We start from the raw sequence: 17296 nt of genomic DNA, 5'->3' as shown, positions 1-17296 counted from the left end.
AAATTATAAACTATAAAGGTAATGATGTCAACTATTAATGATGCAGAAGATAAGAAAAAAATTATCAAAGATCTGGTAACTAAGAGTATAAAAAAGGGTGGTTTTATTACCTTTGATGATATAAATGATAAATTATCAGATGAAAATTTTTCGTCTGACTTTATAGATGATACTATATCTTTATTGCAGGATTCCGGAATTAATGTGCTTGAAAGTAGCGAAGATGAAGAAGATATTCCTTCCAACAGTGATGATAGTAAACTTGATGATGACACATCGCCAAATGTTACTGCAACTTTAGTACAAAATGATGATCCAGTGAGGATTTATTTACAAGACATGAGCTCCGTAAAGCTTTTATCAAGGGCAGATGAAATCGAGATAGCAAAAAAAATTGAATCTGAAAAGCATAACATGTTACGTGCAATAATTGAAACATCAGTAACATTAAAGGTGATAAAAGTATGGCGTGATGATTTAAGTAATGGAGCTCTCTTACTGAGAGAAATTATAGATCTAGATGCAATTTATAACTCTGATTTTAATGTGGTACCCAAAGAAGAAAGTGAAGAGAGTGAAGAAAGTGCTGAAGATGTTGAGGATTCTGAGGATGTTTCTGAAGATGCTGAGTACTGTAGTGATGATGAGAAAGATAGTAAAAAAAGTGATGATGAGAAAGACGGTAATGATGAAGATATAAGTTCAGTCAATTTAAATGTTTCTATTCTTGAAATGGAAAGTGACTTATTGCCAAAGGTCATAGTTGCATTGGATGAGATAATTACTTTAACAAATGAAGCGTTGATATTAAGAAAAAATTCTAAAAATTTCTCTAATGAGCTAGAAAATTTGTATAATCAAATATGGTCTATAGCATTACAAATTAAGTTAAGTGATGCTGCTGTTGCCAGAATTACACAAGAACTTTATAAGATAAATAGATCCATTACGCTTGAAGAGGCTAATCTTATTGCTGAGGCTAGAAAATACGATATCGATAGAGAAAGTTTCTATAAAGTTTATGATGACGTGCTTTTAAAGCACGAATTGAAAAAGAGAAGTCTTTTAAAGATCAATGAAAATCAGTCCTCTTTTACAGGTGAATTAAAAAACAAATTTTTAAGGTTTATAGACGATAACTCTGAACATATAGCTAGTACCTTGAACGGTATTAAGCAGCATATACAGGAAGATAACGTACAAGAATTTAAGGAGCTAATCAAGAGAATACAAAAACACAAACGAGAAGTCTCTGAAGCAAAGCAAGAAATGATTAAGGCTAACTTAAGGCTAGTAGTTTCCATTGCTAAGAAGTATTCAAAAAGAGGCCTTGATCTGCTTGATTTGATACAAGAAGGCAATATTGGCCTTATGAAGGCCGTGGATAAGTTTGATTACAAACGTGGATATAAATTTTCAACTTATGGCACTTGGTGGGTAAGACAATCAATCACTAGAGCAATACCTGAGCAGTCTAAAGTAGTTAGAATACCAGTTCATATGGTGGAAATTATCAGTAAAATCAACAGAGCATTAAGAAAGATGACTCATGAGATGGGAAGAGAGCCGACGTTAGAGGAATTGAGTGTAGAACTGACAATGCCACTGGAAAGAATACGCAAAGTTATGAAAATAGCAAGGGATCCAGTAAGTCTTGAAGCTCCAACAGGAAAAGATGATAGTAGTACCTTTGGTGATTGTATAGAAGACAAGCGAGTCTCCAGGCCAGAGGATGCTGCAATACTTGCTGACTTGCGTGGCATTACAACCAATGTTCTTGCAACTTTAACACCAAAGGAAGAAAGAATTTTAAGAATGCGTTTTGGCCTTGGTAAAGATGGGAAGGAACATACCTTAGAAGAAGTAGGAAAAATTTTTAATGTAACACGTGAGAGAATTAGGCAAATAGAGGCAAAAGCACTGCGCAAGTTGAAACATCCAAGCCGTGCTAGAAAACTTAGAGGGTTCTTTTAAGTATACGTGTCAAGTTAAGAAGAAGCTGATTTTGCCCGGAAAAAGTGGAGAGCAAGTTAGGCCAAAGTTGTATAATTTCACCGCTATTTTTCTTTTTCTATGAATCTAATGAAACAACATGCTAATCTACGGTAAATATTATGACAAACAAAAATGACAATTCTAATTCAAAGTATAGAAATTTTTATGTTCTGGGTGATAGCTTATCCGATAATGGCGCAATCATTGGAATTTTAAATAATTTATCCTTTGCAAAAAGCGTAAAATTTGATGATCCTTTTTATCAAGGAAGATCTTTTAGCAATGGCCCTACTGCTGTTGAATGTATAGCAAAATATTTAGATTTAGATGAATTTAAACCTGGGTGGAGTTATTCATTTTTTGGGAGATGCCACGAACAGCAAGGTCAGAATTACGCAGTTTCATATGCAACAGCATCTGAAATTTTTGACCCTATTTTTTCTTATTTCTTCAATAAATTTCGTTTAGCTAACCAGCTAGATGCGGTAATTAAACATCATCCAGATATAGGTAAAGAAGATTTATTTTGCATCATAATCGGCGGAAATGATGTTATGGTTGCCACTGCTTATGACGATACTAAAGCGGAAGAAGTGTTGGAACAAGCAGTGAGTGAAATATGTAATGCACTTAAGGTTCTAAATGAACATGGTGTTAAGCATGTAGTTGTTGCAAATGCACCTGAAGTTGGCTCAATACCAGCTTTTAATAGAGATGAAGAAGCAAGGGAACTAGCTACAAAGCTCACGGAGAGTTTCAATGCAAAACTGGCTAAAAGCTTAGATTATATGAAGAAAAGTACAAATCTTGAAATAAAAGCATTTGATCTTAACTCTAAAATGAGAAGTATGTTTAGCGAATACAAGAGCAAAGGTTTAAATTGTCAAGATGAATGCACATCGAACATTGCAGACCAAGTTGGGAGATTTAAAGAAAATATAAAAATACTCTTAAAGTTGATATTTAAAGGGGAACTTGACGTTCACTATAACCCTGGGTGTAGCAAAGAAACACTAAAGGATTATTTCTTTTTTGATTATTTCCATCCAACTGCGGAACTTCATCATGAAGTTGGTAATGAAGTGTATGAGTTGATTTGACACAGTTTTTTGAACATATCCTTTTAAATAGTAACCAGACTGCATTCTGTGATTTTTAGCAAAACACGATCTTTCATTTGAGCTTTCTTCAATTTATAGCCTTTCTTATAATAGTCCGAATGCGATAAGATATGTGTTTATGGCTATAGCAGGCCAGTAGCATATTACGGTCTGTTCGGATTATTGTAAAAAGAGCTATTAAAATAAATACAGAAAATTGCTGCCTATAGCTAAACTGACTTAGATTTACCGACAATTTGAAAAACCGTCATCCCGCTACTATAGCCTTTCTTATAATAGTCCGAATGCGATAAGATATGTGTTTATGGCTATAGCAGGCCAGTAGCATATCTTATCGCATTCGGACTATTATAAGAAAGGCTATAAAGTTTTAATTTGATTACGTAAAATTGCAAGAAGTTCCTCTATTTGTTTGATTATAGATGTATCAGTTATAGCTCTTTTTACAATAATCCGAACAGACCGTAATATGCTACTGGCCTGCTATAGCCATAAACACATATCTTATCGCATTCGGACTATTATAAGAAAGGCTATACCTGTTGGATTTGGGTTTTTTGTATTTTTGCTATTTCTACAAGTTGGTTTCTACGAGATAATTTTTGTTTCAAGCAATCAATATTACCATTACTAACTGTTAAAGGAGTAACACGCATATCTGTATTATTAATATAACGTGAGATGATACTGCAGTCTATTTTATCAGTTTTTGTAGTAATACCAAGGCTTTTAGCATAGTCTCTCCCACCTTGGTTGAATGACGTACACCTCAAAACCATTGCTTAGTAAAGTATAGGCACATAATTTTTCGTATCCACCAGTTGCCTCAAGACCAATTTTGGTTACATTATGCAAACGTAAAAAGTCCAGCATTTCATCAATGGATTGTACATTGTTTTCAAATATTTTATAATGCTCAAGTGGGTGAATGTGGAGATCTAATTTACTTTTGCTAACATCAATGCCAGCAATAATGTTTGATGAATTCATAATTCCTCCGTAATAATAACATATACTGCATTTTCCAGCCTTATATACGAGCCTAAAAGCTCAATCAGTTGTTCGGAACTTTCAGTATAATAAACCAGAGAAGAGAACCTTGCTGAACAACGATTCTTATAATCAAGGGGCGTGACGGTTCCTCTTCTCTGTGTGTCTTTAATATCACTACTTTGATATTTATAAAGACTTGTTCTTAACATATAAGGGAAGTGTCCTCTAGGTAAGATTGTGGAGTATTCGTTGCAGCATTTGGCTGTTCAATTACGCTAGTTGATTCTTTAGGTATACTATTTCCTTCAAAATTTCCATCTTTTTATTATGTTCTCTTTAGCATTTTGAGAGTGAATTATTCTAGTTTTGATATTTAACCGTTTTGTATCTGCTGTAATGATTTCACTTCCAATTTGCTATTCTTTACATATTGAATTGCAAGCACTAACGCTTTACTCCCAGAAGCTGTGGTACTGTAAGCTATATTTTGCAAAATAGCAGTTCTGCGAATATCTTTGCTGTCTGAGACTGATTTCACACCTTTTGAGGTATTGATCACTAGATTTATTTTTCCATCTTTGAGCATATCAACTATGTGGGGTCTGCCTTCTCTCACTTTATTTACAGCTTTTGCAGCAATGCCGTTATTGTTCAGATACAAAGCCGTACCTTTGGTTGCATATATTTCAAAACTCAGTTCTTTCAACATTCGTACAACAGGCAATATATACTCTTTATCATCATCTTTTACTGAAACCAGAGCTGCTCCTTCTGTTGGTAACTTGTATCCTGCAGCCATGTGCACTTTTGCAAGTGCAGCTTCGAAAGATGAGTCGATTCCCATCACTTCTCCTGTTGATTTCATTTCAGGACCAAGTAAAGTATCCACTCCTGCAAAGCGGGTAAATGGAAAAACAGCAGCTTTAACTGCAAAATGATTGAAAGGCTTGTTTTCCTGATTCAATTTTTTACCCAAAATAACCTGAGTGGCAAGCTTTGCAATAGGAATATTGATTACCTTGGAAATAAAAGGAACGGTTCTACTAGCTCGTAAATTTACTTCAAGTATGTATACATCTCTCTCTTGAACAGCAAACTGAATGTTTATCAGACCTTTCACTTTTAATGCTAATGCTATTCTCTCAGTTTGGAGCTTGATCTCTTTTATTACTTCGTCGCTCAATGTATTTGTCGGTATTGAGCATGTTGAATCCCCAGAGTGGATACCAGCTTCTTCAATGTGCTCCATGACCGCTGCAATGAAAACTTTTTCCCCATCACATACAGCATCAACGTCAACCTCAACTGCATTGACTAAAAATTTATCAAGAAGCAGCGAACCATGCTCAAAGATTTTAGTTTGATCCAAGACGTACTCTTTAAAGCTCTGAGTATCGTGTCTAATCGACATAGACTGACCGCCGAGGACATATGATGGCCTGACTACCAGTGGAAACCCCACCTTTTCTGCGTTGGTTAACGCTTCTTCTACTGAATGGCAGATAGAACTTTCAGGTTGTTTTAAATTAAGTTGCAAAGCAAGGTTTTTAAATCTCATGCGATCTTCTGCAAGGTCAATAGAATCAAACGGAGTTCCCAGAATTTTGAAACCTCTCTCGTTAAGCACTTTGGCTAACTTTAAGGGCGTTTGACCACCTATTTGAACTATTACACCAACCAGTGTGCCATTTTCTTGCTCTTTACTTAGTATTTCAAGCACATCCTCTGCAATCAGTGGGGCGAAATATAAACGATCAGCGGTATCGTAGTCAGTTGAAACAGTTTCTGGATTACAGTTGATCATTATTGTTTCATACCCCATTTCTTTGGCGGCAGAAGCTGCATGTACGCATGCATAATCAAACTCAATACCTTGACCAATGCGATTTGGACCACTTCCTAAAATGACAACCTTTTCTCGGTCAGAAATGTCCGCTTCGCATTCTGTCCTATTTGTAATGTCTCCCTCATAGCAGCCATACATATAAGCAGTGCTCGATTCAAATTCAGCCGCACAGGTGTCTACACGCTTATAAACTTGTTTGATGCCAAATTTTTTTCTTGTTTCTTCGATTTGCTCTACTTTCTTATTGCTTAATTTCGCCAATCTTGCATCTGAAAATCCCATTTTTTTCAGCTCTAACATTTCATATGCAGTTTCAGGAAGGCCATTTTCCTTGATTTTTTGTTCAGCCAAGATGATTTGCTGTATATTTTGCAGAAACCATAAGTCATATCCTGTAATCGAATTTATTTCTTCTATGCTAATTCCGTGGCGCATTGCGTCAGCAGCAATCAGTAATCTGTTTGGTAGCAATTTTGCTAATTGAGATTTTATGTGATCAATATCAATGTTCTCAGGAAATACTCCATCAAGTCCTGTAAAATCAGTTTCAAGTGAACGGAAAGCTTTCTGTAGTGACTCATTAAAAGTGCGGCCTATAGACATCACTTCTCCCACTGATTTCATGGAGGTTGATAATTCACAATTCGTCCCCTTAAATTTCTCAAACTCAAATCGAGGAATTTTAGTGACGATATAATCAATCACTGGTTCGAATGCTGCTGGTATTATTGGAGCGCAGTCGTTACGTATTTCATCGAGCGAATAGCCGATAGCAAGTTTGGTTACAACTTTTGCAATAGGATAGCCTGTTGCTTTCGAAGCAAGTGCAGAAGAGCGAGAAACTCTTGGATTCATTTCAATTACAACGAGGCTTCCATCTTCTTTAGGATTCACTGCAAATTGAACATTTGCACCACCGGCACTAACATCAATTTCTCTCAGCACTGCTATAGATGCATTTCTCATCTGTTGGTATTCTACGTCACGCAGAGTCAAAGCAGGAGCAACAGTTATGCTATCCCCAGTGTGCACTCCCATCGGATCAACATTTTCTATCGAACAGACTATTATGCAGTTATCTTTACAATCGCGGATAACTTCCATTTCATATTCTTTCCAGCCAATAATTGATTCATCTATCTGAACTTCATTTATTGGCGAAATTTTGAGAGCACTTTCTGCGATATTGAAAAACTCCTCTTTATTATATGCTATACCACTACCTGCGCCACCAAGAGTGAATGATGAACGGATGATTGCTGGTAATCCAACGTAGTCCAAAGCCTTTTTTATTTGTTCTTGATTTTTTATAATGATACTTTTGGGGTATTTCAGTCCTATTATATCCATGGACTGACGGAATAACTCTCTATCCTCTGCTTTTTTTATTGCTTCTCTATTTACCCCTATTAATTCTACATTGTATTTGTCTAACACTCCATCATCTGCAAGTTTTATTGCACAATTGAGCGCTGTTTGCCCGCCCATTGTTGGCAATATTGCATCTGGCATCTCCTTAATTATAATTTTCTCTATGATTTCAGGCAGTACCGGCTCAATATAAGTTGCATCAGAAAACTCAGGATCTGTCATTATAGTTGCGGGGTTGGAGTTAACTAAAATGACTTTATAACCTTCACTTTTTAATACTTTACAGCTTTGCGTTCCGGAATAATCAAACTCGCATGCCTGACCTATAACTATTGGGCCTGCTCCTATTACTAATATAGATTCTATATCTGTGCGTTTCGGCATAATTACAATAACGGTCTCTATTCAAGTAATGTTACCAATCTTTCCTGTATATGTGAATTTTTATTAAACCTATTAGCTAATTATAGCTCTTTTTACAATAATCCGAACAGACCGTAATATGCTACTGGCCTGCTATAGCCATAAACACATATCTTATCGCATTCGGACTATTATAAGAAAGGCTATACTTTTAGGCTTGACGCATAACTGTACGAACATTGCAATTTGCGTGGCAGATTCCAGTGCTTGACACACAGCTGTACAAACATTCATTTTTGAAGGTATAGCCTTTCTTATAATAGTCCGAATGCGATAAGATATGTGTTTATGGCTATAGCAGGCCAGTAGCATATTACGGTCTGTTCGGATTATTGTAAAAAGAGCTATAAATTGCACAGCAAATGATGTCATTCAAGTAGCTGACACTGGTTCCTTTATGACGGCAGTGCCCAGAGGTGTCATCCCAGTCTGGGATGGCTTTGTTGCATCGCTACTTATGAAAGGCTAACTATAATTAGGATTATAAGCAACTTATTGAAAATCTTGTTTTTTTTGCAATCAATCTGATCAAATTTAAGAATAGTAACTTGTTATTTATATTAATAAATTTAATTCTATTGAAAATAGCTAAAGCATTGAAATTCTTGAATTTTAGCCGGATTAGTGAGTGGTAGTGAAATTTCTTTTACTCAAATTTAGGTATTCACTGACCGTTCTTGTTATGAATACCAGAATAATAAGCTACTGATATTCTCTACCTTTTTTATCTTTAATCCATCATAGCTAGCGATGCAACAAAGCCATCTGGGATCCAGAAAACTTAACTTTAAATAAGTGGCTGCATAATAAAGACTAGATTCCAGACTGGAATGACACCATAGAGGCACTGGGATGACATCCTTCCTAGTGGAGATTACTCTCAAATCACAATGTTCATACAGTTGTGGGCTTAACGGTATAGCCTTTCTTATAATAGTCCGAATGCGATAAGATATGTGTTTATGGCTATAGCAGGCCAGTAGCATATTACGGTCTGTTCGGATTATTGTAAAAAGAGCTATACTATGGTAATTTATTCGGGAGATTTGCTGAGCGGTAAGATTTTTCCTGATATGCTGCAGTCTTCAGAAGCTAATTCCACAAATTTATCTGTTAGTTTATCAGGTGACACCAATTCAGATCCAGGAAATGCCTGCTCACTACCCACAGGTCCTTCCGTGTATACAGCATTTACACATAATTTTGTATGTTTTGTCTCAGATGCATATATCTGCACCATTATTTCTAGTGCAACTTTACTTGCAGCATACGGCATCCAATATGGATAAGAGGAAGGAGAAAGTGTCACTTCTGAGGTCATGAATATCGCTCTTCCAGCATTAGACTTTTTTAGCATTGGATCTAAGTTTTTTAGTAAGTACCAATTGGCAGTAAAATTTGTATTCATTACGTTCTGTAGCTCTTCAATCTCACAGTCATGAATGGGGTTCAGTTTGCCTAAAATTCCAGCACACGCAACTAATATATCAAGTGCTCCAGATTCTGATAATTTCAGGCTTTCTATCATGTTTGTCAGTATCTTTACATTCTCAAAGTCTAAAAGATCAAGCTGAATTAGTTTCACAGAGCCTTCTTTAAATTCTTCAAGCTCTTCAATTTCATTATATAGTGGCTTGAGATTATCAAGAGATCTTGAAATCAGAATCACACATGCACCTTCTCTTATAAACCTTTTTGCAACAACAGAGCCTACTCCACCTGAAGCTCCGGTGATTAAAGCTACTTTACCTTCTAACTTACCCATTTCTTTCTCCTTAGCGAGATCCATTGAAATATTTTAGCTGAAAATTGAATTTTGCTCCATATATAAAAATCAAACTTAGCATATAAAAAAATAGTAATGACACCACCACACCACCTAAACTTCCATATATCAAATCCAGTTGGTCAAAGGAAGCTTTTAAGTATTGCTTAAAAGCTGGAGCAGAAATCGTCCAAAGAATAACAGCTACACAAGATCCAGGAAATACGTCTGATAAATTTTGTTTTATGTTTGGTAACATAAAATAGAGACTACTGTGAAAAGTACAAATTCAATAAGTAAATACCTAGTATAACTTAGCCCCTGATAGGAAAAATCAATTAGCATTGGTACTAGTGTAGAAAACACTATAGTTAGAGTTATAATAAGCGTGATTACTAAAAATTGTAATATACTTAGTACTCTTCTTAACATATAAGGCGGCGAAACCGGAACTTTATAGGCCTTATTGAGTATTGTTCTAAGCCCTTCAATTGTCGATGAAGCGGTCCAAACAGCACCTACAATTGCTAAAGTTAGTAAGCTTTGCGGCGGGCCTGATATTATCTCCCTAATACGCGGCATCAAAGATGATAAAATATCCTGTGGCATGTTATCAATGATAAATACCCAGCCAATGTTGTACTGGTCTAAAAAATTTGCGAATGTTGACGCCACAGCCATTAAAACGATGAGAAAAGGAAATATTGATAACAGAATTAAAAATGATAAATACCCTGCATGCTCCACTCCATCATTATGAATTGTGCCAATCAAAGCACGATAAAGGCAATAAACGATGCTGTAAAATTTCTGTAGCACTGTAATATAGACGAACCAAGAAAAGTATTCTAAATGAAATAAAGGATACTTTTAAGCAAAAAATCCTCACCATTTACTTAAATTTAATCAAAGTGAAGGATAATCCAGCATTAAATAGAAATTATCGGAGGCATAATGAAAAATTTTCTTCTACTTGTAGCTTTAATTCTCTCCTTTGCATTTGATGCAGGTGCTCCTCCTACTACTTTTGTTGATACAAATGATACAACATCATCGGTGATATGCAAGATAATAGGCTATACTCACGGCATAGGTGGCCCAATGATCACAATAGTGATAATTGGTGCAGCGTTGCTTGCAATATTCGGCAGAATGCCGTGGCCAGCGCTTTTTGCACTCGGTGCATTTACTGCTGTGTTTTTTGGCGCTCCTGTAGTCGTTTCAAAAATAACACCAGGAGGTGTGATTTGTAAAGACGGTGCAGTAGCGGATAAGTAATAGAAATTATTGGAGGCACAAACGTAGTTTTCTTTACTTGAAAGTGGTCAAGCTGACCACTTTCAGTGTCTATGAATACCTAATAAATTCTCTTTCTGTAATCATATCAGTTAAAGTTTAGATTCCAGCGTCACGCGCTGGAATGACAAGGCTTATCGTCATGCCGCCGCATACCGTCATACCGCGATTCATTCGCGGTATCTCATCAGCTAACAAGCAGCGGAATAACGGTTGTCGTTTAGCTATGAATATTAAGAAATTTACCAAATAAAAAAAAAGGCAAAAGAAGCCCCGTGGTTGGCTAATTATAGCTCTTTTTACAATAATCCGAACAGACCGTAATATGCTACTGGCCTGCTATAGCCATAAACACATATCTTATCGCATTCGGACTATTATAAGAAAGGCTATACTTGCAATTAAGTTTCCTGGATCCCAGTGTCTGGGCACTGGGATAACAAAGGAGGACGTTATTCCAGTGCCAAGCACTGACCATTTCTGGTCTCTTAAATTGCAACTAATCTAAGTATTAAAAAACTTACCAAGCGAAAAAAAAGGCAAAGAAACCCTGGGGTGGCTAGTATTCAAATTCTCCCTTGTCTATTTGACGTCTTTTACTGTCTTAAACGCTTTATAAGCGCGTTTCAGCTTATATAGGTAGAAACCTAAAAGTTTTATAAAGACATGAGGTGCACATAGTACAAAAATTAAGCATGATTTACGCCAAATACATTAAGTTTTTTGTCATTAATCCACTGCAGAGATTGCGAAGATAAATAAATAGCTTCAGTTTCATGATAAGGGGACTGGCGAAGTTTGTAAAGTATAGCTCTTTTTACAATAATCCGAACAGACCGTAATATGCTACTGGCCTGCTATAGCCATAAACACATATCTTATCGCATTCGGACTATTATAAGAAAGGCTATACTATTCATTTGATAATTCAAAAAACTTGAAAGAATAAAGATAGCTATTGAAATTATCTTGATTTACATCAGTTATCCAAGTTTGACATTGAATACTTAATACTTCCTCCATTAACGCCTTTCTGTAATGTTTATCCAGATGAGACATTATATCATCAAGTAGAAGAAGTGGTGCCTTATTGTAATGAATACACCTTGCTTTTACACTGGATAAAATAATAGAAAGCAGTAATAACTTTTGTTCTCCAGTGGAGCACAGATTTATTGGTACGTTTCTTTTTTGACAAAAAACCCGAAAATTATCGTTATGCACACCAAAGGTTACTCTACCAGTCAATGAATCTTTTTCTCTGTTTTCCTTTAGACGATTCTGAAAATATTCTGCAGTATCGTCCAAAGTTAGCTGGCTGCTGAATTTCAAACTTGCCTTCGGAAAAAACTCACTGGAATGGTTATCAATTGTGTCTTGTAGTGTCTTTAAAACAGACGATCGCATACGTAAAATACTAACTGCATTAACGGCCATTATGTTTTCAAGACTAGAGAGCCAATTTTCGTCCAAGGTGTTCTCTCTCAACAGTTTACTTCGCTCACGTTTAGCTTTTCTGTGTTTCATGTAGCAGCAAGTGTAATTTTCCTCAAACAGTGAGACTATACGGTCTAAAAATTTTAATCTGTCACTTGGAGAATTAAGAAGAACATAGTCCATTTGTGGAATCAGCCATATTACATTGGATATCTTATACAAAGATGAATAACTCGATTGCGTTTTTCCATCAATTTGTATTAGTTTCTTATCAAAACTCTTTGCGATACCAATTGAATTAAAATCCATTCCATTAAAAAAATCATAGTGCACTACCCAATCTTCATTACTGAATCTATTTTGTATCTCACTGGCTTTTGCTTTTTTCATTCCATTGCTTTTAGCAAGCAACGAGATTGCTTCAAGTATATTAGTTTTACCAATACCGTTTTTGCCAGTTATTACAACTGAGCTATCATCTGAATCCAGTTCAAAGTTTGAGTGGCTACGAAAATTATGCAATTTCAGCTTTTTTATGTAGCAATGGGTAGCCATTAACCTATTCTTTAGTTTATATTCTCTTTACTTCTTCCAGAACCTCATCAACATGTCCACTAACTTTTACATTTTTCCAGATCTTCACTATTTTACCTTTTTTATCTATTAAAAAAGTAGTGCGTTCTATTCCCATATACTTTTTGCCAAACATACTTTTCTCTACCCAAACACCATATTTTCCCAACATTTCAGCATTCTCATCAGAAACTAAAGAAAACGGCAGAGAATATTTTGCTTTGAAGTTAGTGTGACATCTAACACTATCTTTTGATACACCAATTATCACTGTGTCAAGGAAAGAAAAATCATCTATTTTATCTCTAAAGCCTTTTGCCTCCATTGTACAACCCGGAGTATCGTCTTTAGGATAAAAATAAAGAACTACATTTTTTTTATCAAAAAATTCACTCAGTGATAAATTTTCACCAGAACCTGTTGGTAAGCTAAAATCGGGTGCATTATTTCCTACTGCTAATTCCATACCTTGCTCCATTAATAACACTTCTATCTATAGTAGTATATTGTAGTCAGAGTATCAAATTTTATATATAGCTAACAGATAAGATTCTTGATGGGGGCTTATTGATGAATTTCTGCCTACCTTCTCGGCTTGCCGCTTTTGATAAAGTGTGGTTTTCGTCTGATGTAAGGCCATATCAAATAGATCCTATTAAAAATCAATCGAATCTTCACATGTTTGTTCTTCATAAAAGAAGTTCAATGTTATCGTAGTACCAAGTTTTGCTTCACTTTTAATGTCAAAAGTTCCACCCATTAACTCTACTAATTTCTTGCTTAGCGGCAATCCGATGCCCGTACCTTCGTTTCTATACCCCGAATCTGCTTGGCCAAAAACAGACATAACTTTATATATGTCCTGCTGCATTATTCCTATTCCATTGTCATGAAACTCAATAGTTAATAAGTTTTTTTCTATATTTTCTTTTATCACCATTCTTATTAAACCATCTTTGGGAGTAAACTTGATTGAGTTTGATAATAAATTTATTATAACTTGTTTCATTCTCTTGGGATCTGCAATGACTAATAATTGTTTATTAGTCATCTCTTTTTTTAAATTAATCCCGGCTTCTTTTAATTTAGGTAATAGCATATTTACGCATGAATCCATTATTTTGTTCAGGTTAAACTTCACTTTTTCTACTGTTAAACTACTTGATTCAGCTTTAGAAAAATCGAGCACATCATTAATTAAGGTAAGTAAGTGTGTTCCTGCATTATATATATCGTCTGCATACTCCTTGTATTGAGAATTATCCATTGAACCTAAAGTTTTATTTTTGATCAACTCCGCAAATCCAATAATAGCATTAAGAGGTGTGCGTAATTCATGTGTAACGCTTGCAAAAAACTTTAGCTTGTTTGCATTTTCTTGCTCTAATGTCTCTTTTATCTGCTGTAATTCAATGTTAGTTTTATGTTGCTTGGCTAGCATTTGGGTATTAGAAAAGTGCAAATAGAACATTATTAATATTAAGATTATTAATAATAGGCCCAAAAATGTTAAAAATAGGCCATATGCTATAACATAAGAATTATTGTAGTTTCGAAGAATCTTCAAAAAAAACGACGGTTTAACGCTATTTTCATGGAATATAGGGAAAATAGAAGTTAATGTATTTCCTGTAGTATAAAATATTTCTTGGTTACTTAATAGTTTATCAATTTCATCGTTTGTAAGTAACTGTTCATAATCATAATCTTGAGTGTTAAAATTACTGAATATTATTCTGCCGTTTTGATCATACAGTATTAAGCTGAAATCCTTTACTTTGCTCACTGATTGTAATAATTCAGCACGTAGTTTTACTAGTTGGTTTATGTAGTCAAAATTTTTGTATTTAATGTGATGCTTTTCTATTAGTAAATAATGGTATTTTTTTATTATGCCATTTTCCAGTACGCTTTTTAAGTTTACACTTGAATCACGGTAAGAAGAAAGGAAATTACTCCTTAGTAAATAATTACAATATATCACACTGAATAAAATCATAAAAATTGATGAGAATAATGCGATAACTTTTGTGTATTTGTTTTTCCCCAGTGCAGAAAACATTAATTTACCTATCTTATACATATCCTTACTCATTGCGAAACAACGGCTTTTATGTTATTAATAATAAAATTTAGCATATAATATTTTATGACAATTTCTCCTATTTTGCCAGTTTATTCCCCTGTTAATATAAATTTTTCTCATGGCAAAGGTATCTACCTATATGATGTTGATGGTGAGCGCTACGTAGATTTTCACTCCGGAATAGCCGTTAGTAGCTTAGGTCACACCAATTCACGATTAATTAGTGCTCTTAAATTGCAAGGAGAAAAATTATGGCATATATCAAATACCTATAATATACCTGCTGCCAATAATTTTGCAGAAAAATTAATAAACAACAGTTTCGCTAACACTGTATTTTTCTCAAATTCTGGATCAGAGGCAGTAGAATGTGGGCTTAAGATTGCTAGGATCTATCAAAATGGAAAAGGCAATAAAAATCGTCACAGAATTTTAACATTCCATGGTGCATTTCATGGAAGAACCTTTTTAACTTGTGCTACAAACGATAAACAGAAATTTTCTGAATTACTAAATCCCTACATTGATTGGTGTGATAACATCGAGCCCAATATTGAGAGCGTAAAGAAAGCAATTTCAAGTGGTATAGGCGTTATATTAATAGAACCAATACAAGGGCAAGGTGGTATCAAAGTAATGAATGAAGTCTTTATGAAAGAACTAAGAAAGCTGTGTGATGAAAATGACATATTGTTATTTTTTGATTGCGTGCAATGCGGTGCTGGCAGGACAGGAAAATTATTTGCATACGAACATATAGGAGTGGAACCTGATATATGTGCTCTTGCAAAGGGAATAGGCGGCGGGTTTCCGCTAGGGGCTTGTCTTGCGACTGAAAATGCTGCTAAATATATGGCGGTCGGTATGCACGGTTCCACTTTTGGTGGCAATCCGCTTGCAACCTCAGTAGGTAATGCTGTGCTCGAAGAATTGCTCAGCCCCGGCTTTTTGAAAAATGTTGAAATTAGAGGTAAATACTTAAAAAATAAACTAGAAGACTTAGCAAGTAAATTTCCAATAATAGAGGAAGTAAGAGGGAAAGGGTTAATGCTTGGAATAAAAGTGAAAGCAGACAATCAAAAGTTTGCAGAAGAGTTAAGTCATCGCGGCTTGCTTACTGTTGGGGTAACATCAGATAACGTTGTGAGAATTTTACCTCCACTCATTATCACTGAAAAAGAGATTGATGAAGGCATCGAGATTTTGACTCAATATTTATCTGAGAAATCTTCTGATTAGATACTTGCATTAATATGAACGACAATCTGGTATGCTTAGGAATTATTACCTCTCCTCACGGAATTAAAGGAGCTGTTAAAGTAAAAACCTTTACTGAAAAGCCTGAAAATATCTTCTTATATGGTAAGCTAATAAGTGGTGATGAGAATTATAAAATAGACTCAGTATCCGTCATAGGTGATAATTTAGTAATAGCTACAATAAGCGGAGTAAATTCCCGTAATGAAGCAGAGCTTTTAAGGAATAAGAAGCTATATATAGAAAGAAGCAAGTTACCAGAGCTAAATGATGAGGATGAATTTTACCAAAGTGACCTTGTAGATATGGAAGTAAGGCTGAAAAGTAATGAATTATATGGCTATGTAAAATCTGTGTATAATTTCGGCTCAGGGGATATATTAGAAATTTTAGTTATCAGCACAAAAAAACGTATTATGCTGTCTTTCACTAAAGAGATATTTCCACATATAAATATAAAGGGGAGGTATATAGTATTAAATATACCAGAATTTATTGACTAATAAAGACTTTGATATTTATATAAAGCTATTTATAATTGTAAGATCAAACTGAAAATGTAATTATGGCAGAAAGAGCTAACGATATTAGACCAGGTCAGGTGTTGGAACATAACGGCGGATTATTTTTGGTTGTAGGTATTATGCATACTCAACCTGGTAAAGGTGGTGCATACATACAAGCTGAAATGAAAAATATCAAGACCGGAGCAAAACACTATGAAAGATTGCGTTCTGATGCAACAATCAGAAGGGCAATTTTAGATGAAGAGGAATATGTTTACCTTTTCACTGAAGGAAACATTGTAAATCTTATGCATCCAAGTAATTACGAGCAAATCACTATAAATTTGGACTTATTGGGAGAAAAAAAAATTTATTTACAGGATAACATGAAAATTAAAGTTGTAGCTTATCAAGACAAAATAATTTCTGCGCATGTGCCTGATTATGTTACACTTGCTGTGAAAGAAACAGAGTCTGTTATTAAAGGACAAACTGCTACTGCTTCTTATAAGCCTGCAATTTTGGAAAACGGAATGCGCGTTAACGTGCCTCAATTTATAAAAGAAGAGGATAAAATTGTAGTATATACTCCAGGTGACAGCTATTATGAAAGAGTGAAAGAGTAAA

At 34.9% G+C, this 17296-nt stretch carries 16 protein-coding genes and 2 pseudogenes; 7 read left to right on the top strand and 11 right to left on the bottom strand.

The genetic code is table 11. The features are described from left to right. Window positions 1–24 precede the first annotated feature (24 nt). Together rpoD and OPR46_RS01640 are read left to right on the top strand one after the other, a co-directional pair. Window positions 25–1974, top strand: a complete 1950-nt coding sequence (rpoD, locus tag OPR46_RS01645) for an RNA polymerase sigma factor RpoD (protein WP_265043636.1) — start codon at window positions 25–27, stop codon at window positions 1972–1974. A gap of 140 nt (window positions 1975–2114) precedes the next feature. Then, a complete protein-coding gene (locus tag OPR46_RS01640; protein ID WP_265043635.1) occupies window positions 2115–3095 on the top strand; it encodes an SGNH/GDSL hydrolase family protein in 981 nt (326 codons plus the stop codon). Between the two features lie 88 nt (window positions 3096–3183). Here OPR46_RS01640 and OPR46_RS01635 read toward each other — a convergent pair whose 3' ends face one another. From OPR46_RS01635 to OPR46_RS01595, 8 genes and pseudogenes are all read right to left on the bottom strand, one after another. Beyond that, window positions 3184–3351, bottom strand: coding sequence for a hypothetical protein (locus tag OPR46_RS01635; RefSeq protein WP_265043634.1), 168 nt, complete (start codon window positions 3349–3351; stop codon window positions 3184–3186). 128 nt (window positions 3352–3479) lie between these two features. Further along, window positions 3480–4106, bottom strand: a pseudogene (locus OPR46_RS06950) (IS110 family transposase); the annotation flags it as partial. Further along, entirely contained in the window at window positions 4103–4318 is a 216-nt protein-coding gene (locus tag OPR46_RS01620; protein WP_006279709.1) for a hypothetical protein, read from the bottom strand. The gene OPR46_RS01620 and the pseudogene OPR46_RS06950, both read right to left, overlap by 4 nt. Before the next feature lie 164 nt (window positions 4319–4482). After that, window positions 4483–7710, bottom strand: coding sequence for a carbamoyl-phosphate synthase large subunit (carB, locus tag OPR46_RS01615; RefSeq protein WP_265043632.1), 3228 nt, complete (start codon window positions 7708–7710; stop codon window positions 4483–4485). A 153-nt stretch (window positions 7711–7863) separates the two neighbouring features. Next, on the bottom strand, window positions 7864–8121 hold the full coding sequence (locus OPR46_RS01610; protein WP_265043629.1) for a hypothetical protein: 258 nt from the start codon (window positions 8119–8121) through the stop codon (window positions 7864–7866). 308 nt (window positions 8122–8429) lie between these two features. Further along, complete coding sequence (locus OPR46_RS01605; RefSeq protein WP_265043627.1) at window positions 8430–8735, bottom strand: hypothetical protein; 306 nt, start codon at window positions 8733–8735, stop codon at window positions 8430–8432. A 47-nt stretch (window positions 8736–8782) separates the two neighbouring features. Further along, window positions 8783–9538 carry an SDR family oxidoreductase gene (locus OPR46_RS01600; RefSeq protein ID WP_265043626.1) on the bottom strand — a complete coding sequence of 252 codons (756 nt, stop codon included), beginning with the start codon at window positions 9536–9538 and terminating at the stop codon, window positions 8783–8785. Further along, window positions 9525–10333, bottom strand: a pseudogene (locus OPR46_RS01595) (YihY/virulence factor BrkB family protein). The gene OPR46_RS01600 and the pseudogene OPR46_RS01595 overlap by 14 nt, the downstream one beginning before the upstream one ends. A 135-nt stretch (window positions 10334–10468) precedes the next feature. Between OPR46_RS01595 and OPR46_RS01590 the strand changes: the two are divergent. Together OPR46_RS01590 and OPR46_RS06860 are read left to right on the top strand one after the other, a co-directional pair. Beyond that, window positions 10469–10792, top strand: coding sequence for a TrbC/VirB2 family protein (locus OPR46_RS01590; RefSeq protein WP_265043625.1), 324 nt, complete (start codon window positions 10469–10471; stop codon window positions 10790–10792). Window positions 10793–11135: 343 nt separating this feature from the next. Further along, complete coding sequence (locus OPR46_RS06860) at window positions 11136–11318, top strand: hypothetical protein (protein ID WP_265043623.1); 183 nt, start codon at window positions 11136–11138, stop codon at window positions 11316–11318. Window positions 11319–11722: 404 nt separating this feature from the next. Here the strand turns inward: OPR46_RS06860 and recF are convergent, their stop codons facing one another. The 3 genes from recF to OPR46_RS01570 all read right to left on the bottom strand — a co-directional run bounded on the left by recF (window position 11723) and on the right by OPR46_RS01570 (window position 14903). Beyond that, the gene (gene recF, locus OPR46_RS01580) at window positions 11723–12802 is read right to left on the bottom strand and encodes a DNA replication/repair protein RecF (protein ID WP_182319834.1); all 1080 of its coding nucleotides are present in this window, start codon (window positions 12800–12802) and stop codon (window positions 11723–11725) included. 16 nt (window positions 12803–12818) lie between these two features. Next, window positions 12819–13286 carry a thioredoxin-dependent thiol peroxidase gene (bcp, locus tag OPR46_RS01575; protein ID WP_265043621.1) on the bottom strand — a complete coding sequence of 156 codons (468 nt, stop codon included), beginning with the start codon at window positions 13284–13286 and terminating at the stop codon, window positions 12819–12821. 189 nt (window positions 13287–13475) lie between these two features. Then, the gene (locus OPR46_RS01570) at window positions 13476–14903 is read right to left on the bottom strand and encodes a sensor histidine kinase (protein ID WP_265044050.1); all 1428 of its coding nucleotides are present in this window, start codon (window positions 14901–14903) and stop codon (window positions 13476–13478) included. 66 nt (window positions 14904–14969) lie between these two features. Here OPR46_RS01570 and OPR46_RS01565 point away from each other — a divergent pair, with 66 nt between their 5' ends. The 3 genes from OPR46_RS01565 (at window position 14970) to efp (ending at window position 17295) form a co-directional block, all read left to right on the top strand. Continuing rightward, window positions 14970–16145 (top strand): aspartate aminotransferase family protein, encoded by a 1176-nt coding sequence (locus tag OPR46_RS01565; RefSeq protein ID WP_174515904.1) that lies wholly within the window; start codon window positions 14970–14972, stop codon window positions 16143–16145. A gap of 14 nt (window positions 16146–16159) precedes the next feature. Then, on the top strand, window positions 16160–16666 hold the full coding sequence (rimM, locus tag OPR46_RS01560; RefSeq protein WP_038250708.1) for a ribosome maturation factor RimM: 507 nt from the start codon (window positions 16160–16162) through the stop codon (window positions 16664–16666). 62 nt (window positions 16667–16728) lie between these two features. Beyond that, window positions 16729–17295, top strand: coding sequence for an elongation factor P (efp, locus tag OPR46_RS01555; RefSeq protein ID WP_265043619.1), 567 nt, complete (start codon window positions 16729–16731; stop codon window positions 17293–17295). The last annotated feature ends 1 nt before the right edge of the window (window position 17296 follow it).

Origin of the sequence: Wolbachia endosymbiont (group A) of Scambus nigricans (assembly GCF_947251485.1) — a bacterium.
Taxonomy (GTDB): Bacteria; Pseudomonadota; Alphaproteobacteria; order Rickettsiales; family Anaplasmataceae; genus Wolbachia; species Wolbachia pipientis.
This window is presented reverse-complemented; position numbering and strand designations above follow the sequence as displayed.